At 36.2% G+C, this 19,400-nt stretch carries 19 protein-coding genes; 14 read left to right on the forward strand and 5 right to left on the reverse strand.

Features of this window, described 5'->3' with window-relative positions; genetic code table 11:
• Positions 1-29: 29 nt before the first annotated feature.
• Complete coding sequence (locus FJQ98_RS09350) at positions 30-1,109, forward strand: DUF1835 domain-containing protein (protein ID WP_053593707.1); 1,080 nt, start codon at positions 30-32, stop codon at positions 1,107-1,109.
• 64 nt (positions 1,110-1,173) lie between these two features.
• On the opposite strand, the gene FJQ98_RS09355 is transcribed toward FJQ98_RS09350, so the two are convergent.
• Positions 1,174-1,665, reverse strand: a complete 492-nt coding sequence (locus FJQ98_RS09355) for a hypothetical protein (RefSeq protein ID WP_053593706.1) — start codon at positions 1,663-1,665, stop codon at positions 1,174-1,176.
• A 686-nt stretch (positions 1,666-2,351) separates the two neighbouring features.
• Between FJQ98_RS09355 and FJQ98_RS09360 the strand changes: the two genes are divergently transcribed.
• Genes FJQ98_RS09360 through FJQ98_RS09370 form a run of 3 tightly spaced genes read left to right on the forward strand, consistent with a single transcriptional unit; the run spans position 2,352 to position 3,708 of the window.
• Entirely contained in the window at positions 2,352-3,050 is a 699-nt protein-coding gene (locus FJQ98_RS09360) for a nuclease-related domain-containing protein (protein WP_075807202.1), read from the forward strand.
• A 26-nt stretch (positions 3,051-3,076) separates the two neighbouring features.
• Complete coding sequence (locus FJQ98_RS09365) at positions 3,077-3,400, forward strand: nucleoside triphosphate pyrophosphohydrolase (protein ID WP_053593704.1); 324 nt, start codon at positions 3,077-3,079, stop codon at positions 3,398-3,400.
• Positions 3,401-3,411: 11 nt separating this feature from the next.
• Positions 3,412-3,708 (forward strand): hypothetical protein, encoded by a 297-nt coding sequence (locus tag FJQ98_RS09370; protein WP_053593703.1) that lies wholly within the window; start codon positions 3,412-3,414, stop codon positions 3,706-3,708.
• A gap of 779 nt (positions 3,709-4,487) precedes the next feature.
• On the opposite strand, the gene FJQ98_RS09375 is transcribed toward FJQ98_RS09370, so the two are convergent.
• Entirely contained in the window at positions 4,488-5,117 is a 630-nt protein-coding gene (locus tag FJQ98_RS09375) for a hypothetical protein (RefSeq protein ID WP_241774517.1), read from the reverse strand.
• Between the two features lie 540 nt (positions 5,118-5,657).
• Between FJQ98_RS09375 and FJQ98_RS09380 the strand changes: the two genes are divergently transcribed.
• Both FJQ98_RS09380 and FJQ98_RS27525 read left to right on the forward strand, forming a co-directional pair.
• Positions 5,658-5,885, forward strand: a complete 228-nt coding sequence (locus FJQ98_RS09380; RefSeq protein WP_053593702.1) for a YdbC family protein — start codon at positions 5,658-5,660, stop codon at positions 5,883-5,885.
• Positions 5,886-6,127: 242 nt separating this feature from the next.
• Entirely contained in the window at positions 6,128-6,244 is a 117-nt protein-coding gene (locus tag FJQ98_RS27525; protein WP_387081080.1) for a putative holin-like toxin, read from the forward strand.
• A gap of 221 nt (positions 6,245-6,465) precedes the next feature.
• Here the strand turns inward: FJQ98_RS27525 and FJQ98_RS09385 are convergent, their stop codons facing one another.
• A complete protein-coding gene (locus tag FJQ98_RS09385; protein ID WP_053593701.1) occupies positions 6,466-7,092 on the reverse strand; it encodes a nitroreductase family protein in 627 nt (208 codons plus the stop codon).
• 131 nt (positions 7,093-7,223) lie between these two features.
• Positions 7,224-8,468: a ferredoxin reductase family protein gene (locus tag FJQ98_RS09390; protein WP_053593700.1), complete on the reverse strand. Its 1,245-nt coding sequence runs from the start codon at positions 8,466-8,468 to the stop codon at positions 7,224-7,226.
• A 206-nt stretch (positions 8,469-8,674) separates the two neighbouring features.
• On the opposite strand from FJQ98_RS09390, the gene FJQ98_RS09395 reads away from it, so the two are divergent.
• The 6 genes from FJQ98_RS09395 to FJQ98_RS09420 all read left to right on the forward strand — a co-directional run bounded on the left by FJQ98_RS09395 (position 8,675) and on the right by FJQ98_RS09420 (position 16,128).
• Positions 8,675-9,163 carry a metal-dependent hydrolase gene (locus tag FJQ98_RS09395; RefSeq protein WP_053593699.1) on the forward strand — a complete coding sequence of 163 codons (489 nt, stop codon included), beginning with the start codon at positions 8,675-8,677 and terminating at the stop codon, positions 9,161-9,163.
• 398 nt (positions 9,164-9,561) lie between these two features.
• The gene (locus FJQ98_RS09400; protein ID WP_053593698.1) at positions 9,562-10,935 is read left to right on the forward strand and encodes an APC family permease; all 1,374 of its coding nucleotides are present in this window, start codon (positions 9,562-9,564) and stop codon (positions 10,933-10,935) included.
• Between the two features lie 212 nt (positions 10,936-11,147).
• Positions 11,148-12,620, forward strand: coding sequence for an aldehyde dehydrogenase family protein (locus FJQ98_RS09405; protein WP_053593697.1), 1,473 nt, complete (start codon positions 11,148-11,150; stop codon positions 12,618-12,620).
• A gap of 71 nt (positions 12,621-12,691) precedes the next feature.
• The gene (locus FJQ98_RS09410; RefSeq protein WP_053593696.1) at positions 12,692-13,867 is read left to right on the forward strand and encodes an iron-containing alcohol dehydrogenase; all 1,176 of its coding nucleotides are present in this window, start codon (positions 12,692-12,694) and stop codon (positions 13,865-13,867) included.
• Positions 13,868-14,012: 145 nt separating this feature from the next.
• Positions 14,013-15,023, forward strand: a complete 1,011-nt coding sequence (speB, locus tag FJQ98_RS09415; protein ID WP_053593695.1) for an agmatinase — start codon at positions 14,013-14,015, stop codon at positions 15,021-15,023.
• A gap of 274 nt (positions 15,024-15,297) precedes the next feature.
• Positions 15,298-16,128, forward strand: coding sequence for a MerR family transcriptional regulator (locus FJQ98_RS09420; protein ID WP_053593694.1), 831 nt, complete (start codon positions 15,298-15,300; stop codon positions 16,126-16,128).
• A 208-nt stretch (positions 16,129-16,336) separates the two neighbouring features.
• Here FJQ98_RS09420 and FJQ98_RS09425 read toward each other — a convergent pair whose 3' ends face one another.
• Entirely contained in the window at positions 16,337-17,158 is an 822-nt protein-coding gene (locus tag FJQ98_RS09425; protein WP_241774516.1) for a squalene/phytoene synthase family protein, read from the reverse strand.
• A gap of 197 nt (positions 17,159-17,355) precedes the next feature.
• Here FJQ98_RS09425 and FJQ98_RS09430 point away from each other — a divergent pair, with 197 nt between their 5' ends.
• Complete coding sequence (locus FJQ98_RS09430; RefSeq protein ID WP_053593692.1) at positions 17,356-18,090, forward strand: SDR family NAD(P)-dependent oxidoreductase; 735 nt, start codon at positions 17,356-17,358, stop codon at positions 18,088-18,090.
• 430 nt (positions 18,091-18,520) lie between these two features.
• Positions 18,521-19,357 (forward strand): type II pantothenate kinase, encoded by an 837-nt coding sequence (gene coaW, locus FJQ98_RS09435; protein ID WP_053593691.1) that lies wholly within the window; start codon positions 18,521-18,523, stop codon positions 19,355-19,357.
• The last annotated feature ends 43 nt before the right edge of the window (positions 19,358-19,400 follow it).

Here is a 19,400-nt window from a genome sequence, read left to right on the forward strand (position 1 = left end):
AAATTTTTATATAAAAGGGGGGCTGAGTTATGGAATGGAAAGTAAATTATCCATTTATTTATTTTTTATTGGAGTTAAATACGGTTTTTGTCTATCGAATTAAAACACATAATTATTTGAACGCATCGGATTTGATAGATAGTAGTGAATGGGAGGCATATGAATTACAGCATCTTTCTCAATTTGAAACATTCAACCATGAAGAAAGTGAAGCAATTGAGGGTTGGGGATTCTCGCTAGAGTACGATAAATTATGCGACATAGTAGAAATTGTAAATGACTGTATTCAAAAACATCGTTCTGTAGACCAACGATTAACAACGCAGGCAGTTCATATTGTGAGCACTGAATCTGCTGCAGGTTCAGTGAGAGTAGCGCTTGCGCCACCTAAACATGTGATTGGATTCCCTGATTGCTTCTCAATTGGACCATTGTGGAAGCTAGAGGAGAAAAGAGGTCAAGACTTCCGAAATGATTGGTTATTTGAAAATATTAACGATGGAGAGGAAGATGTTTATCAAAATAAGTTTACAAATACTTTGCGTGAAATAGAAGATATTCCAAATCATGTTCCTATCTATATTTGGTATGGTAATAACGCAGATGAACAATGTGGACTTCGTTATTTCCTCTATTTATTGCGAGATAAATCAAATGAGATTTTCCTTATTAATACGACAGAACATAGTAAGACTAATTGTGCGACAAGTCAGCTAAATTCACAACAATTGGCGCAGCTTTTTGTGAACATAAAAGAAAGAAAGCAACTAACTACTCAGGACCGTCTTATTTTGCAAAATGAATGGGAAATAGTATCGCAAAATAACGATGTTCTGCGCCTATGGATTAACAATGAAATAAAAGGGGTACCAGAAAATTATTTTGATCCACTTATTATAGAGACGATAGAAAAGCTACATAATGAACAAGTAACAAAAGATTTTATAAAGACGGGAACAGTGATTGCGGAACTCTTACCTTTAATCGACGAGCTTCCCAGTGTCTTCTTTTTAGAATGTAGAATAAGATTTTTAGTGTATAGTGGGGTGCTTGCATTAAAAGGTATTCCTAAGTCCATGAGACACTATAGTGTAAAATTACGTGAATAAGTCGAAAACCTCTTTAACCTTGTATTTTAAAGGAGTAAAGAGGTTTTCTATTTTGCATATGTAATTATGCAACGAAAGGTTTATTCATTTTTATTAAGCCGTAGATAAAATAGAATAGTCCGAATGTAATGAACGATAAAATAATATAAAGTACAGCTCTCCCAGGCTCACCCGACCAACGATAAAAGAGGCGATATGTGAAATACAAAACATAAATACTAACACCTAAGGCAGCGAGTATACCTATAAATGGAATGAATGAAACAAGTAAAAATCCAGCATAAATTAGAACATTCTTTTTCGCTTCGGCACGAACTGTTACGTCATCATCACCCTTTGCAGTTAATAAGAAAAGGCTATAAACGTTAATAACAGGAATCCAAGCGACATAGGCAAGATCATCAAAGCCATTTGCTTTAGATGCCTGATAATAAATAAGTGAACTAATAATATAGCCTGCAATACCCATCACAAGAAAAATTAACATAATGATGAGAAACAAACCACCGAAAAACGCATCATAATCATAATCATTATAATAATAAGAATCGTACATTGGAAAACCTCCTTTCAAAAAAATACTTCATAATAATAACAATACTAAATGGTTAAATCTACAGTGAAAAATACCAGGGATTTTATGGAAATGATACATATGTCCTGTTTTTTGGGAATGTTTCTATTATTTTAGTGATGAATTTTGATAAAAGATTGATCGAATTGCAAGTAAAAAATTTGGAATCATTGGAAATATAGTGGTGAAGAATCATTTTATACAAATTTTTCAGTTGTAGATTCTACTAATATTGTAACGGAAGTAAGGGAAAGTACATCATATGCTGTAATTAAAGTATAAATGTATAGATTTAGCTTGTACTAACGGAGTAAATGAATATCACTTAAGTTAAAGAATGGAGAAAAACGAGAGTTAGCGATAATTGACTGAACATCAAACTCGGGAAATATTCTTATGCATTGCTGAGAGTTTGGAAGAGGATTTATCCAACGGACAAGGTGATCCGCACTTAGAACAGAGACATGCGCGTTAAGCCATGAATAGTGATGCAAGAATAATAAATCCATAAAATCAAACATTAGTACTGGATTGTTATAAAAAAATCTTTTGTTGATAAATATTTTGCCTAATAATAAAAAAAAAAAAAATACCCTTGTAAATATTGGTATAATAATTTTGTAGAATCATTTTGGGTTTTTCTGTGAAAGGATGAAAGGTTAGGGGGAATGGGTAAGTTGTTTCTATTTATTATTTTTATATTGATAGTGATAAGTTTTTACTTTATGAAAAAAAATTATCGGAAAAGTGTCTATTATAAACTGACAAAAAATAATTTCTTTGCAGTTAAACTCAATAAAGGGAGAAATGGTGAGTATCTAACATCGAAAATTATTGAGAAGCATGCCTTACAAAGTCATAAGCAATTATTAAATGTATATGTTCCAAAAAGAAATTCAGATGAATTAACGGAGATTGATTTACTTTATATTGATCGAACTGGTCTATATGTGATTGAATCAAAAAACTATAGTGGTTGGATTTTTGGCAATGAAACACAACAGCAATGGACACAAACGATGCCCAATAAGAAAAAATATAAATTTTTCAATCCAATCCGTCAAAATGCTACGCATATCCGTGCAATTCAAGATTTTCTAGAACTTCCAAAAGAAGCAATTCATTCTATTATTGTCTTTAGTGAGCGCTGTACATTGAAAAAAGTGATAGTCACTTCCCAAAATGTACATGTTATAAAACGAGAAGATTTAAGGCGTTTTATCCAAACACAAAAACAAACTGCAACACAGTTTTTCTCTCAAGACGATATTCAAACAATTTATAATAAGCTCGTGCCTCAAATGCAAGTATCCAATGAAGTCAAAAAACAACATATTCAAACGATTCAGCAGAAATACAGAAAATAATTGTATGTTAAAAGGGGACAGTAGGGATGCCAGTATACAACAAATTAGTACGTGATTTAATTCCACAAATAATTGAAGCGGGGGGTAAAACATGTAGCATAAGAGTATTAGAACAGGGAGAACATTTAGAAGAAATAAAAGCGAAAATGCAAGAAGAGGCATTAGAATTTCTAGAGGCAGTCTCTCCAAAAGAGGCCATTGAGGAACTTGCGGATATGTTGGAATTAGTACATGCAGCTTTACAAATGTACGGCGTGTCCTATGAACAGTTGGAACAGCTACGTATTCAGAAGAAGATGCAACGCGGAGGATTTTCGAAAGGTATTTATTTAGTTGAGGTGAAGGAGTAGGGGGAAACAGTATGTCTCATGATTTAAAGGTTGGTGAAATACGTGAGCAATATGTAACTGAACATCAGATTTGGCAACATCTGAATAATTTTTACTACCGTTCTTCAGTCTCGACATCTTATAAGTATGTGTTTTTTAAAGCATTGCTTGAAAACTTATACAATGTAGACGAAAAGTTAGTACTCAGTTATGATCAAATATTTTATTCGTTCACAAATATATATTGGAATCTGGTAATTCATCACAAGTTAGCACAATCACCAAATAATAATCAATTTCGCCTTGGCGTAATTGCGTCCGGATTTTGAATTGTGCCCGCACAATTCATTCCTTTCAAAATCCGTGACATCCACCGGAGGCTTTATCTTCATTCAGTAGGCGTTTGAACCCCCACTGAAAAGGAACCATATTTTCATTCATTTCACCAACTTCAGAGGTGGGAGTCTTCTGCTGAATGAAGATAAACCCGCTCGTGCCCAAACCATCTTACAGAAATATGCTAATGACAATGCTATCCCTACAGAATGGCAATTCGATCAGCTTTTAGATTCCTTGCAACTTAAAATCGTCAATGAGGTGAAGCGTGACTGTAAGCAAAACGTAATCGGTGCATTTTACGGAGATACAGCAGGGTATTTTTATGAATTTGACATCAAACATGCATATTTTCGTTTCAACAGTCCTGTCTATCAATTCATGAAAAAATACCAACGAATTTTAATAAATTTAACAAATTATCATTTAGTCAAATACCTCGAAAAAGTGAATGATGCCACAAGTACAATGGCTCTGCTCTCAAAAATAGAGGTGATTTCAAAACGTAGTTCTTTAGAGACGTTTTACAAAGTTCTTACGCAATTTGAACAAAATCGATGCTTCTATTGTAACTGTGATTTATCAACTAGCCGACGAAAAACACACGTCGACCACTTCATTCCGTGGAGCTTTGTTCAAACTGACTACTCCCACAGCTAAAGCAATGGGGTTCTTATATACTTAAGAGAAGCGTTACAAAGCTCTCCACAGATGGTGTTGCCATGTCCTGTGTACAACATCTTTGATTTATCTTCTGTTCCATAAGACTTTCTTATTTACACAACGTATGTTTGCCACGAATCACTTTTTTGACTAGACGACAATATTTAATGGTATGAAGAGCAAGGGATTCTTCTACAAACAAATCTTGTTTACGAATACGAACAGGAAGGGTTAATCCATTCCAATAAACAATATTCTCTTTAAATCGAATGCCTGCTTTATTAGATTTCCCTTCAACAGAATGAAACATTCCGTACCGTTTAAAGTGTGCTTTGCTCCCTTTAAATAGAACTTCTTGAACCGCTCTCCAGACAGTAGAGGCGATTTTCTGAGAAGTATTGCTATCTATATGTTTTTTATAGTTATGTTGATGCTTTTTAATATACGCATGCAGTTGATATTCACTTAATCCAAAAGATTGACGAATGTTATCTAATTCTTTTGCGATCTGCTTCAATTCTTTTGAATCATTCGTTTTTTTCGCTTTTTGATAGCCACGTAATTGTTTTCGATAGTGTTTTGAATCTTGCATGAAAGTATATTGTTTTACTGCATAAGACAAAGTTGTATTATAGAGTGTACGGGCAATTTCAAAACGTTTTAATAGGATATCCTTTTGCCATGTATCTATAAGTAACTTGAGTTCTATAATAAAACAATCTTTCTTCCATTTCGTCATTACCCGTCACTCCTTTCTTTTTTTGATTATTCACAATATACAATATAAACATATGTTCTATAAAGAAAAAAGCACTTCATTCCTCCCACCTCTGAAGAAGTGGGCTTCCTGAAGCTCACTTCTGTGATAATTTATGGAATTTAGTGTTGTCGTGTAATGATTGTAACTTACATAAAAGTGACAAAATCACAACTCGATTTTATTTAGAATCCATGCTCGAAAGAAACCATAAGTTAGTGTCAATTGTTAGAGAACCAACTTATTTTTATACATATGAAAACAAAAAACTTGTGGATTTATATGATTATTCAATAATGAACGGATATACGACGTTATGGGAGCCAAGGAAGGTACACAAGTTTAAGAAATAATTTGATTTTATTACGGAAGAACATTGAATAACTCCGACTAAAACTAAATATCCATTATTCAGATTACACGTTTCTTAGAAAGTGTAATTATTTCAAGCATTGTCACGTTTGATAATCCTATTATTTCAAGATATAGTTCTTAATACAGATACAATAAGGAGGAAGGCATGTGGCAGAAATTAAATACGAAATTATTGAAACAATTGTGGTATTATCGGAAGGCAATAAAGGCTGGAAAAAAGAATTGAATTTGATTAGCTGGAATGGTCGTGAACCGAAATACGATATTAGAGATTGGTCGGAGGATCATACAAAGATGGGGAAGGGTGTTACATTGTCACTGTCTGAATTACAGCTTTTGAAAGAGTCGTTAGCTAAATTGTCAGACTTAGATTAATATACAGAGGTACTTTTTAGTGTTGTTTTAGGCTAATTACGTAAATCGGGATTCATGCTCATGAAGTGCGATAAATGTAGAGTATAGCCTTTCACCTGACTAATGATACAGGTGGTAAAAACATAAGTAGCAATTTTTAATCTTCTGAGGATTTTCCATAGAATATATTTCGTAAAATTGTTAGACTAACAATAGCAACAATTCATAAAGCAGGTGGCGGCTGAACTCCCTATTGAAAGGGGGTGAGGCGATTGACAGTATTTGAAGCATTTAGTTTGATTGTACAGTGTAGTCTTTTGCTAATTGCAGTACTTACACTGATGCTTAGCATTATTGTCTCTCAAAATAAAAAGAAATAGCCCCCTGCCGGCTAAGTAAGGTGACTATTTCTACAACTTTAACTTGGTCAGCCGCTATGTTTGCGGCATGATTGTTGCTTTGACTGGATGTTGACGCATCCAGTCTTTTTTATTCTATATTTAGTGTATCATATTTATTCTAAATAAAACATTTTATCTTGTGAAAGCAAAGCGACAGCTAATTATACAAAATTGTAATTGATACAGTCTTTATCTTTCGATTAAATGAATTTTGCAAGGTCATTTAGCTCTAAACGAGAAGAGCCGTAAGCTGCTACTGCTGCTTTTCCGATAGCGATTAAGACGATTGGCACTAGATTATCTGTTAATTCAAAGCGCTTTGCAAAAGCCTCTTTATTGAAGCCACCCATTGGTACTGTATCATAGCCCATGTCTTTTGCTAAAAGCATGATTTGCATGGAAATTAAGCCCGCATCAAATGTAGCTATATTTTTTAGAATTTCTTCAGGAAGGTTTGGATATAGCTTTAATGAATTTTCAATCATCATATTTTTTGTTGCTTCATCCATATAGCCAAGCTCGAAGTTTTTTGTATAGACTTCCTCTACATTTTTGTACATTTCAGTATCGCCTAAAACCGCAATGATGGCAGAGGCAGTTTCTACTTGCTCCTGGTTATTAGCAATCAAGCGTAGTTCTTTTTTTACTGCCTCATCTTGGATCACTAAAAAGCGCCAAGGCTGTAAATTGCTTGATGATGGAGCTGTTGTTGCCTCTATAAGTAATTCCTCTAATTCAGATTGAGGGATTTTATAATTTGCTTCATATTTACGAACAGATTTACGATCATGCATTACTTTATTTAAATAACTTTTTGTTGTAGTCATGTTAAAAAGTCTCCTTTATTATTGATGAGATTTACTATACGATATACTTTTCTAAATTCCAAGTAAATTGCTCGAATTAGAGAGTTTTGATTTAATTATATTTATAGACTATATTAATTTTTCATTATTAATCACTTAAATTTAAATGCTTCGAAGTCAACGTTAATATCTCTATTGTAAGATTTGAATTGCTTGGCAAAGCGTTTCACCATTTTTTCAGGGCCACACATAAAAATAGTTGTATGTGCTTGTACTGAAAAATTTTCAAATGAAAGTCTGTCCATCTGGGTAGTATCAATAAAGTTCACTTTGAATTGTTGGTTAGTTTTTGCATACTCCTGTAAAAATTCTTTATAGATAGCATTGTCTTGACCATGATAAGTGTAAAATAATTCAATATCACGATCGACGGGTTGTGATTGTAAATAGGATAAAAAAGGAGTAATTCCTATGCCACCTGCTATCCAAACTTGTTGTTGTGTCCCTTTTTCAAAGTTTAAATGACCATAAGGACCATCAAGTGCGACTGGTGTATTCAGTTGAACTGAATCATATACTTTTTTTGTGAAATCACCAAGTGCCTTAATAGAGACAAATACTTTTTTTCCGTCGCCACCTGAAATTGAAAAGGGATGAGGCGCCTTTTCTATGCCATCTTGCAAAATCTTGATAAAAATAAATTGTCCATGTCGATACGGTATTGTTTTATCAAGTGTTATCTCCAGTTCAATAACATTGGGCCCTATTTTTTTGATTCCCGTAATGTTGCCATTATATTTAAAAAACATATCCTGATACATCGTCAACATATATAATGCTGACATAAATCCAATAGTCGCCGTTATTGCGGTAAAAATTCCTAAAGGTGTAGGTTGCAATAAATCGTATCTGCTTGAAAAATAGGCATGATAAATTCCAAATGTATAAGGGATAAGCAATAATCGATGAAAGATCCGCCAGTGCTCATATTTTAGAAATTTAGCCAAAAGCGCAATCAAAATTAGTGCTATGAAACCATATTGGCCAAGTGATCCCAGTTCTTTCGCAAATTCGCTGAGTGAAGTTCTTTGTACTTTATCCCAGTGGGGGACCAGACCTTGTAATTGCCCATGAATAACCACTAATACTAGTGAAAGTATGGCTAAATATTTATGATAAAAATAAACATTTTCTAGACCATGGAACCAACGCTCAAAAAATTTCATTCTTGTTGCTAACAAAAAGACAAGAAAGAAGCCTGTGATGGCCATGCCTCCAATGATGTGACTGAGCCTGTTAACTGCCTGGATAGACTCTATAGGTGTAGCAAAATACCACAGTAAAGCGCTACTGCTCATTATTAGTATGATAAATAAAATGCCTTTAATAGATTTCATAAATAACCTCCAATATTCATTTTTATCTCTAATCATCTTACATATACAACGAGAACCTGAAATGTTTCTGATATTTTTAATTTTATATGAGAGATTTTGTGAGTAGGTATAAAAAAGGGATTGTGTGTTCGGAATATATGTTCCCTTTCGCGCTGGAGTGTGTTAAATTAAGAAGGGTGAAAATATAGAGACATAAGGAGCAAATAATGCAAGGGAATACACATATTATCGGGGGCATCACGGCTAGCCTTGCTTTTGCACAAATTTCTAATGATAATCCGCTTGTTTTAGTAGGAGCAGGTGTTATCGGTGCATTACTTCCGGATATTTGTCATAGTGGTAGTAAAATCGGGAGGAAGTTTCCCATCATATCAAAAACTGTGAATTCGCTGTTTGGACATCGTTCCTTTACACATAGTTTGCTTTTTTTATTTTTGATTTGGATGCTACTACATACATTTATACCTTACGAATCCATTTCGCTAGGTATTTTATTAGGAATGGCAAGTCATATTTTCCTTGATATGGGCACGAAGAAGGGTGTTAAGCTGTTCTTCCCAGTATCTATTTCAGTACGCCTACCACTTACTACAAAAACGGGTAGTAAAGTTGAAAAGGTAGTATTTATGTTGTTAACGATGCTTTCAGTCTTTTTTAGCTATGAAATGATTGTTAAGCTTATTGATACCGTTTAAGCAAAGGAACCCAATATTAGAGTGAGATGCTCCTTCTTAGGTAGACAGATAAAAGATCTGTTTATCTAAGGGGGAGTATTTTTTTCTTCATTCAGAAGTGAAGCGTTAATCAATGTCTACTAAAAATAGTAGCAATTCATCATGAAAGGATTTTTTGAAAAGTTTTGCCCATCTAAAGTAATATCATAAAAAAATAACCCTCGTAGGATATGTAGCTTTACCTCGTTAGAGTCCTACTTATTACTGCATTTTGCTGTATTTCTACGGAGAGTTTTTTCATTAACGAAAATTATAATTTGGTTGTTGACCTTTGTGTAACACAAACCTTTATAGTCAATATCAACAGAAATCAGAATCTTTGAAATATTGAAATTACAAAGGTGGATGGGGGAGCTATTATGAAACGACAAACATTAATGCGAACACTGACTTTGTCTCAAGTTGTATTTTTAGGGATTGCGTGGAATAACCCGATGGTATTCTTCAACACATATGGAATTGCAACTGTCACTTCCCAAGGTGTCATTATGGGGGCGTATATAATCGCTTTTCTTGCAATCCTGTTTACTGCTTTTAGTTATGGAAAGATGGCAAAAGCATTTCCAATCGCGGGATCGGCTTATACATTCACACAAAAATCAATTAATCCACAACTTGGGTTTCTTATCGGTTGGACAATCATGTTGGATTATATGTTGACACCAATGGTCACTTGTTTAATGTCTACTGTTTTTTTAAATGCAATGTTCCCTGGAGTCCCTCACGCTCTGTGGATTACCTTATTAACTGCAACTATAGTAATACCTAGCATCTTGGGTGTTAAGTTCACCGCATCCACTGGTAAGATTTTTGTTATTGCACAAGTCATATTTGTTTGCATTTTCTGGATTTTAACTATCAAAAGTTTATTGGCGGGTGTAGGAGCAGGGACACTTTTCTCTATTCAGCCTTTGTTCAATGCAGAAATCAAATTGCCAGTGATTTTGGCAGGAGCATCAATTCTTTGTTTCAGTTTTCTTGGCTTCGACTCTCTTACTACATTGTCTGAAGAAACAATCAATCCAGAAAAAACAATTCCTAGAGCGATTATCATCATGTTGTTGACAATTGGTGTGCTCTATATCGGATCGGCTTATTTGGCACAATTGGTTCACCCGGGCTTTGCATTTGAAAACACAGATTCTGCAGCTATGGAAGTTGTCTATTTGGTCGGTGGGAATTTGTTCAAATCCTTATTTGTTACCGCGGTCATTTTAGGGAATTTCTCTTCTGGTGTAGCTTCTACAACAAGCGCATCCCGTGTGTTGTATGCAATGGGGCGAGATTCTGTACTGCCTAAAAAAGTATTTGGCCATATCCATTCACGCTTTAAAACACCGTCAACTGGAATTATTGTCATCGGAATCATTTCATTGCTCGGTATCGTGCTGACACTCGATCAAGTCATTAAGTTTATTAACTTTGGAGCACTTATTGCTTTCGCGTCAGTTAATTTGTCTGTCATTGCTCATTATTTTATTCGGAATCGTATGCGTTCCTCTTTCACTGAATACATGCGTTATCTGGTTATGCCACTCATTGGAGCAGGATTTACGCTTTGGCTATGGTCTCACTTAGAGGTGGATGCATTGATTCTTGGAGGCATTTGGATGGCAATTGGCTTTGGGTATTTAATTTATATGACAAAGTTTTTCAGACAGGGATTGCCTGAATTCAGTTTCGATAAGGAGATTATTCCTGAAAATATTCTTGCAGAAGACATAAAAATGTAAAGGCTTACAAGGGATGATTCTCCTGTTATTTACAGGTAGGATATGTAATTGAAGGGGGTGAGGCTATTCGCGGAAAGACAGAATTACGAAAATGAGAACAGCTTTATTTAAGGTTATGAAACTCCTACCACTTATTGTAATCTCTTGTTTTGTAGGAGAGGTTAAATGTGCATTTAGATAAAATATGGCTAATTAATTAGGAGGTTAGTATAATGCTAAATTTAAAATTGTTTATTAATGGTAAATGGTCAGATTCAGTGAACGATGAAAAACGTAATATTATCAACCCAGCAAACAACGAAGTGATAGCTGAGGCATCGAGAGCAAGTGTTGAAGAAACGAAGGATGCCATTGAAGCAGCACGTCATGCATTTGATTCAGGTATTTGGTCAGACATGCCGGCTTCTGAAAGAGCATCCTATTTATTCAAAATTGCAGATAAACTTGAGGAGAATGCATCTGAGCTGAGTACACTTGAAATGTTGAATACAGGAAAGCCTCTTAGGGAAGCGGAATTCGATATTGGGGATGCTGTGAATTGCTTCCGATATTATGGCGGCCTCATCACTAAACCAAACGGTCAAACGTATTCCGTTGCCGATCCGGTACAGGGGCTTATTGTTCGTGAACCTGTAGGTGTTTGTGGTCTGATTGCTCCTTGGAATTTCCCATTATTGACAGGAGCGTGGAAAATTGCGCCTGCGCTTGCAGCGGGAAATACGATCGTGTTCAAACCATCTGAATTGACGCCAATTACTACGATCAAGCTCTTCGAAATTCTTGAAGAAGTAGGGATTCCAGCAGGCGTTGCGAATTTGGTAACCGGAGGAGGTTCGACTGTCGGTAATGAATTGGCTGAAAGCGATAAAGTCGATATGGTTTCATTTACTGGCAGTACAACGGTAGGTAGATCAATCATGAAAGCAGCATCAGGAAATATTAAGAAAATCGCACTCGAATTAGGTGGTAAATCGCCAAATATCGTCTTCGCTGACGCAGATTTTGATACAGCGGTCGACTATGCGCTTTATGGGATATTTATGAACGCGGGTCAAGTATGTAATTCAGGATCGCGCTTGCTCATTGAGGAAAGCATCCATGACAAATTCGTTGAAAGCCTGATTAGTAAAGCGAAAAAAATACGTGTCGGTCGCGGTGATGATCCGTCGACTCAAATGGGTGCTCTTGTTGGTGAAGATCATATGAACACAGTGCTAAATTATATTCAAATCGGCATCGATGAAGGTGCGAATTTGGTTTTTGGCGGAAAACGGATTACAAGCGGTGGACTTGATCGTGGTTATTTTGTCGAGCCGACAATATTTGTAGATACAACGCCTGACATGAAAATTGTCCAAGAAGAGATCTTCGGCCCTGTGCTAGTTGTCCAAAAGTTCAAAAATGAAGCAGAGGCTATAAAGCTCGCGAATGATACGCCATACGGTCTTGCAGCTGGGGTGTTCTCTCAAGATGGTGCTAAAGCTTTACGGGTTATTAAAAAAATTAGAGCAGGTATTACATCCATTAATGCATACAATCTTGCTTACAACGAAGCCCCATGGGGAGGATATAAGCAGAGCGGACTTGGTCGTGGATTAGGTACTTTCGGCTTGGATGAATTTTCGGAAGTGAAGCAAATAAATATCAATTTAGAAGTCAGTCCGACCAATTGGTTTGAAGGGTGACCAACAAAACAAAGTGAATTTCGTAAAAGTAATTCGTTTGTCATATGAAAAATTGAAAGGGGAAATGATGAATGGTATGGGATTTTAATTTACCGACTTCTATTGAATTTGGTAACGGGACAGTTAACAATGTCGGGAAAAGAGCGAAAGAGTTGGGTAGTCAAAAAGCGCTAATCATTACTGATAAAGGGCTTGCACAAACAGGAATTTTGAAAAGGGTAACAGATTCATTGGAACGGGAAGGGATTCCTTTTCTTGTTTATGATGAAATTACACCGAATCCGAAAGACGTTGATTGCGTAAAAGCCTATGAACAATTTAAAAATGAAAATATCGATTTATTGCTAGGTCTTGGTGGTGGAAGTTCAATGGATACTGCTAAAGCGATCGGGGTACTTTTTACACATGAAGGGGAGCTTAAAGATCGCTATGGTTTCAATCTGTTGGAGCGCGATATAACATCTCTTATTTGTATCCCAACCACATCGGGTACTGGTAGTGAGGTGACGACAGGGTCTGTTATCACAGATACGATCACTAAACAGAAAGAAGCTATACTTGATATAAAATTAGCTCCGAAATTGGCGATTGTGGACCCTGAATTGACACTGTCTTTACCTAAATCAATTACCGCTGCTACTGGAATGGATGCATTGACGCACGCAATCGAAGCTTTTACGAGCAATATTGCTGAACCGATTTCTGATGCACTCAGTCTTTATGCTATCGAAATAATTGCTAAGTATCTTCCACTCGCTGTAGAAAACGGTAACAATTTAGAAGCAAGACAAAACATGCTTGTAGGAAGCTTGATTGCAGGTATGGCGTTTACGCACGCTGACCTGGGTGCGGTGCATGCGATGGCAGAACCGCTTGGAGGGCTGTATGACACACCACATGGAGTGGCAAATTCCATTTTCCTTCCTCATGTATTTGAATATAACATTCCGTCCAACCTGGAAAAACATGCGACAGTTGCGTTGAAACTTGGAGCAACCGCGGAAGGGAAGACCTTGGAGGAAATTGCCCAAGAAGGTGTTGTATTGTTGCATGAACTTGCAAGTAAAATTGGCATTCCGCAATTTCGGGATGTAGATAATGTTAACCCTGATGATTTCGAATTTCTTGCTGAGGGAGCATTTAATCATTTGTGCACAATTACAAATTCTCGTAAATTATCGAAAGATGACTACTTGAAATTGTTCCAAAAAACTTATGAGATGGAAATGAAACATTCATGTCAATAACCTCATGATCGCTGGGGGCTCCAAGCCATAACGTGAGATGTAACTTCTTTCAGCAAATGTTTTATGTACCGAAAGTGCAACGGCAGATACAAATATTCTTTGTAGAGAAACAAGGCATAAATGATTGATAGTAGGGGGAATAATCATGGTTAATTACGATGAGAAACAATTTTTGAATTTGCCATTTACAGGGATATGTACGTTTGGGAAATATCCGATTTGCTCCGATTTGGACCAGCTAGATGCCGATGTAGCGGTCATTGGGGTGCCGAATGATATGGGTACCCAATGGAAATCGGGTGCAAGAATGGGACCGCGGGGAATCAGGGAAGGATCGACGCTATACAGCTTCGGATTAGAAGGTGCTTATGACATTGAAAATGATATCATGTATCTCGGGCCAGATTGGAAAGTAGTGGATTGTGGCGATGTCGATATGGTTCATGGAGATCTAATGCAATGTCACGAAAATACAGAAGAAACAATCCGTAAAATTGTCTCAAAAGGGGCTATGCCAGTAGTTCTAGGAGGAGACCACTCTATCACGGCTGCGGTAGGAAAAGGACTAAAAGAAATAGGTCCATTTCATGTCATTCAAATTGATGCTCATCTGGATTGGGCGGATCACCGCTCAGGAATGCGATATGGCCATGGAAGCTGCATCCGCCGTTTATCAGAGATGGATCATGTACAGAAAATATTCCAATTAGGAATTCGTGGAATTAGCAGCAGTAAAAAAGAGGATGTTGATGCTGCAAGAGACTACGGTAGCGTGATTCTATCTCCACGCCAAATGAGAAAAATGGGGATTGAAGAAGTGCTGGAACAAATACCAGCAGGAGAAAGATATTATGTGACAATTGATATCGATGGATTGGATCCATCAATCGCTCCTGGCACGGGTACACCTTCTCCGGGCGGCCTTCTTTACGATGAAGTAAACGAATTGTTGGAAGGGATTGCAAAAAGGGGAGAAGTGATTGGATTTGATTTAGTCGAAGTGGCACCTCCTTATGATCCTACTGGCATAACAGGGCAAGTAGCGGCTCGCATCATGCTGGATTTGCTCAGCTATGTCTTAAAAGAGAAAGAGAATAAGAAGGCGAGTATAAATGAAAAAAGTACGAAGAATAAGACGGTTGTTGAACTGAAATAAAGTGTTCAGAATTTCACTTGACAAATAGTCAGAAAAGATTGCATAGTTTGAATTATGGGTGCACTGAAAGGTCAAACTGAGGATTCAATCAACTTGTAAAGGTATGCTAATTGATTTTTGGAGAAATTAAAGTAGGCAAGAACGTATCACTTATTTTAATAAGATTATAGAGTGTGTGGTAAACTAATCAAACTTTATTATAATTTGGTGAGTTTTTCTATATTCCTACCACAAAAATTTTAGCAGTCTATAAATTTTTTAGGAGGTAAGCTGATTGAAAGAAAAACTGACTATCGGAGAAATGGCAAAGCTGCGAGGATTGACTTCGGAGACATTACGCCACTATGACCGGATCGACTTGTTCAAGCCACAATATATCGACCCTCATTCAGGATATCGATACTACTCCATTTTTCAGTATGAAATTCTGGGTACCATTAAAGAACTAAGGCAACTTAGGATGACTACAGATGAGATCAAGGAATATCTTAATGAACGCAATTTCAGTAAATCGTTAGATATCATGAAAATCAAACACGCAGAACTTGTTTCAAATCTGAAAGAATTGAACGAGATGGAAGAAAACATCAGGGGGAAGATTGCCTATTTGGAACAAGTGGAAAGAGAAAGTGAACTTCAGAAAGTCATATTCCGTGAAATGAAAAGTAGGCGATTACTTACCTTGCATGAGAAAATCAATAATAACTTCGAACTTTGTTATGGTGTATTGAATTTAGAAAATATGCTTACGGAGAAGACACCGATTCTTGCTACCAACAGACTTGGCATTATTATCGAAGAAACGAATCTAAAATTGGGACGTTTTGAGGAACCTTCCACTATTTTTATTGTGGCAAAAAACAAGGAAGATATTCCAAATACATATCAATTAACGATTCCAGGGGGATTATTTGCATGTATCCGTTACAATGGAGAATTATTGTCGAGTCGTAGTGAAAGTTTAAGAAAAATACTTCATTATCTTAACAAAAACAGCTATCAGATCACTGGTGATGCATTGCAAATCATGCATCTAGATATTACGATTACGGATAAACCGAATGAGATCACCTTTGAAATCCAAGTTCCCGTTCGAAAACTATGATGCATGACAAACTTGTGAGAAATTATTTTAGTGAAACCATTTTTATTAAATTTGTTGTATAAATTTTCTTGATAAACAAACATTGGATTTGTAATAAAAAACGAGTAAACGGCTTAAGCCTATTTAATTACAGGCTCAAGCCGTTTAAATATTTTATAATGGTCACTGTCTACTTGATAGGTGGTTCATTTAAGGTAAGGCAACGGTTCTAGTCACCTTGTACCTCTTCGACAGTTTGCTCAACCTCTGCTCGTGTCATTTTTTCACGACCATCTTGCATCGCCTTCAATGTTTTATGGGCTAATGCAAGTGGTAATCGACAGAATAATAATACCGTTCGTTTATTAATATCTTTCATATAAAGATCAGCTTTCGCAAGGTTTTCCTCTGCGTATGCAAATAAATCCTCGCGTGTCCAGTCATCAGGAACGAAACTTACTCCGCGCTCATCCATATCCTCATGCTGATTACGTAAAATATTCACAGCTTGTAACCCGCGTCCATAGCCAATTGCTAAATCGCGATCTGTTTGAATGTCTGCACCCCACGCCCAAAGCTCAGACAGCATTGTCCCAACAAGCCCAGCAACGTAGTATGTATAATCATCTAAATCCTCTCGCGTATGCACTTGCCAGTTTGCCTTTGCCCATTTTGCCATGCCAAATGCCATTTCACTCGTTGAAGCTTGGACAATTTTACGTGAGCCTTCAGGACAAAATGTTAACCAATCCGCTAAACGAAGAGATACTTCAGGTAGCTGATTTGCATACGGTGCTAATAATACTTCATAAGCCTCGACATTAAATGTATCCTTTAATAATTCGCTTATTGCAGTTAGTAAATCGAATTTTACATCATTGGAAAGTTCTTCATGGTCCTCAATTTCATCTATAGCACGCATAGCTAAATATGCAGCAGCTACTGACAATTTTAAATCATTTTTTAAAAAAGTAATCGGTATATAAAAAGTGCGGCTCGTTTCTTTTAAAACTTGCATCGCTTCTTTATAAAGTTTTTTTTGATCTTTCACTTGTATTCCTCCGTTCAAATGGTAACACATCTATAGTATATCGTATCGTAAAAGTGCTGAAAGATAAAACAGATTGTTCATTTTATAATCATATTCTTTGAAAGCGCTTTAATAAAATGTTATAGTTTAATAGTAAACTATTTAAAGGTATACTTTTAAAGGTGGAATTTATAGGATAAAGAGAGGGAGTATTATTGATGGGACGCTTAGATAACAAGATTGCAATTATTACAGGTGGTGCATCAGGGATGGGCGCAGCGATGGCAAAATTGTTTGCGAAAGAAGGTGCTACAGTAATTGCCGCTGATATTAACGAAGAAAACCTAACAAAAATTTCTGAGCTAGAAAACGTTGAGGGAATGAAATTAGATGTTTCTTCGGATGACAACTGGGCAGAAGTAACGAAAGCGATCGTTGAAAAGTATGGCTGTATTGATATTTTAATTAATAATGCTGGCATTTCGACTGAAAAGGGTCCGGATCAAACTTCACAAGCCGATTGGACAATTATGCATAATATCAATGCTTTCGGTCCATTCTTAGGCATTAAACATGCTTCAAAATATATGAAAGAAGCTGGAAAAGGTTCAATTGTTAATACATCTTCATATACAGCAATCATTGGCGCGGGCTTAAATGCCTATACAGCATCTAAAGGATCTTTGCGTGCAATCGCTCGAGCAGCAGCTGCTGAATTAGGTGCTTTCAATGTACGTGTAAACACCGTCTTCCCTGGTGTGATTGAAACACCAATGACAGCAAAATTGTCCGAAGCAAAAGAAGCAATGGATATGCTTGTACGAGCTACACCTATGGGCAGACTTGGACAACCAGAAGAAGTTGCAAACGCTATTTTGTTCTTAGCATCAGATGAGGCTTCTTATATTACTGGTAGCGAACTAGTGATTGATGGTGGTTATTCAGCTCGCTAATTAATAGAAATTGATAAAGAAGTGAAAATGCATTAAGTGCATTTTCACTTCTTTTGTTTTTTTAGTAGAATAATGTTAAAGTTATAAAAATGCGACAATAATCGCGTGAATAATAAAAAGATTTTGATATTTTAAGTGTTTTTTTCATGAAAGTTTGCTAAGTTATTGCACAATTATTTCAACAGCGTTAAAGTTTAGGAAGGGCAAATATGCAACTACACTTTTCGAGTAATTGTAGCTGCCGATTTGCTTTCGGTACTGAACAATACATCGGATTTTGGCACATTAACTCCTTGCAAAATCCGTGACATCTGTGAAGGCATGAACGTTATTCAACTGGCCTTTAAACGCCTCTTGAATAAAAGCAAAATCTAGTATATATCTCACCATCTGAAAATAGAGATTGTACGTAAAGTCAAAGGAGAATGGTATGCCAAAGGCTATAGGTATTGATGCAGGAGGCACATTGACAAAAGTTGCTTATTTAGATGAGCAAAATGAGCTTGTTTTAATAACTTTCCCGTCAAATGATTTGCTTGCTGTGAAAAACTGGATTTTTAATCATCCAGATATTGAGGATATTGGTGTTACGGGGGGGCGTACAGAACAATTACTTGATGTCATTAAAGCAATGAAATCGATTCATTATATAGTAGAGTTTGAAGCTACATTGAAGGGCGTTCGATTTTTGTTGCATAAAGAAGGGTACTCCTTTGAACGTAGTATGATTACGAATATTGGTACTGGTACTTCGATTCATTATATGGAAGATAATACGCATATTCGTGTTGGTGGGACAGGCGTTGGCGGTGGAACATTGATTGGATTGTCAGCGCTTACAACTGGAATCACGGATTATAATGAAATACGAGAACTGGCTTCTAAGGGTAATCGAGAGGATATTGATTTACTTGTAAAGGATATTTATCAAGGGATGGACACACCTATTGATGGGCATTTGACAGCTAGTAATTTTGGGAAAGTTGGTATTACAGAGTTTGTCAAACATCCAACTGAAGATATTATTGCAACTGTACAAGGGCTTGTCGGTGAGGTTATTACTACACTTAGTATTCAATATGCTGAGGAGAAAAATACCCAGCATATCGTTTATATCGGTTCAACTTTAAGTAATAACGATCATCTTGCACATGTTATTGCCAATTACACACGTACGAAAAAGCATACACCTGTCTTTATAAATGACCACGGTTTTTCAGGTGCAGTCGGTGCTTTATTAAATATAACTGAATATACGATTGTCTAAAGAATAACAATGTACATTACTAATTATTATTGGTGATGTACAT

This window comes from Lysinibacillus agricola (assembly GCF_016638705.1).
Lineage (GTDB): Bacteria > Bacillota > Bacilli > Bacillales_A > Planococcaceae > Lysinibacillus > Lysinibacillus agricola.

Bases quoted from the DNA above. Each gene is read 5' to 3' on its own strand.
- FJQ98_RS09350 (WP_053593707.1), top strand. From the start codon at position 30: ATGGAATGGAAAGTAAATTATCCATTTATTTATTTTTTATTGGAGTTA.
- FJQ98_RS09355 (WP_053593706.1), bottom strand. From the start codon at position 1,665: ATGTACGATTCTTATTATTATAATGATTATGATTATGATGCGTTTTTC.
- FJQ98_RS09360 (WP_075807202.1), top strand. From the start codon at position 2,352: ATGGGTAAGTTGTTTCTATTTATTATTTTTATATTGATAGTGATAAGT.
- FJQ98_RS09365 (WP_053593704.1), top strand. From the start codon at position 3,077: ATGCCAGTATACAACAAATTAGTACGTGATTTAATTCCACAAATAATT.
- FJQ98_RS09370 (WP_053593703.1), top strand. From the start codon at position 3,412: ATGTCTCATGATTTAAAGGTTGGTGAAATACGTGAGCAATATGTAACT.
- FJQ98_RS09375 (WP_241774517.1), bottom strand. From the start codon at position 5,117: ATGACGAAATGGAAGAAAGATTGTTTTATTATAGAACTCAAGTTACTT.
- FJQ98_RS09385 (WP_053593701.1), bottom strand. From the start codon at position 7,092: ATGACTACAACAAAAAGTTATTTAAATAAAGTAATGCATGATCGTAAA.
- FJQ98_RS09390 (WP_053593700.1), bottom strand. From the start codon at position 8,468: ATGAAATCTATTAAAGGCATTTTATTTATCATACTAATAATGAGCAGT.
- FJQ98_RS09395 (WP_053593699.1), top strand. From the start codon at position 8,675: ATGCAAGGGAATACACATATTATCGGGGGCATCACGGCTAGCCTTGCT.
- FJQ98_RS09400 (WP_053593698.1), top strand. From the start codon at position 9,562: ATGAAACGACAAACATTAATGCGAACACTGACTTTGTCTCAAGTTGTA.
- FJQ98_RS09405 (WP_053593697.1), top strand. From the start codon at position 11,148: ATGCTAAATTTAAAATTGTTTATTAATGGTAAATGGTCAGATTCAGTG.
- FJQ98_RS09410 (WP_053593696.1), top strand. From the start codon at position 12,692: ATGGTATGGGATTTTAATTTACCGACTTCTATTGAATTTGGTAACGGG.
- speB (WP_053593695.1), top strand. From the start codon at position 14,013: ATGGTTAATTACGATGAGAAACAATTTTTGAATTTGCCATTTACAGGG.
- FJQ98_RS09430 (WP_053593692.1), top strand. From the start codon at position 17,356: ATGGGACGCTTAGATAACAAGATTGCAATTATTACAGGTGGTGCATCA.
- coaW (WP_053593691.1), top strand. From the start codon at position 18,521: ATGCCAAAGGCTATAGGTATTGATGCAGGAGGCACATTGACAAAAGTT.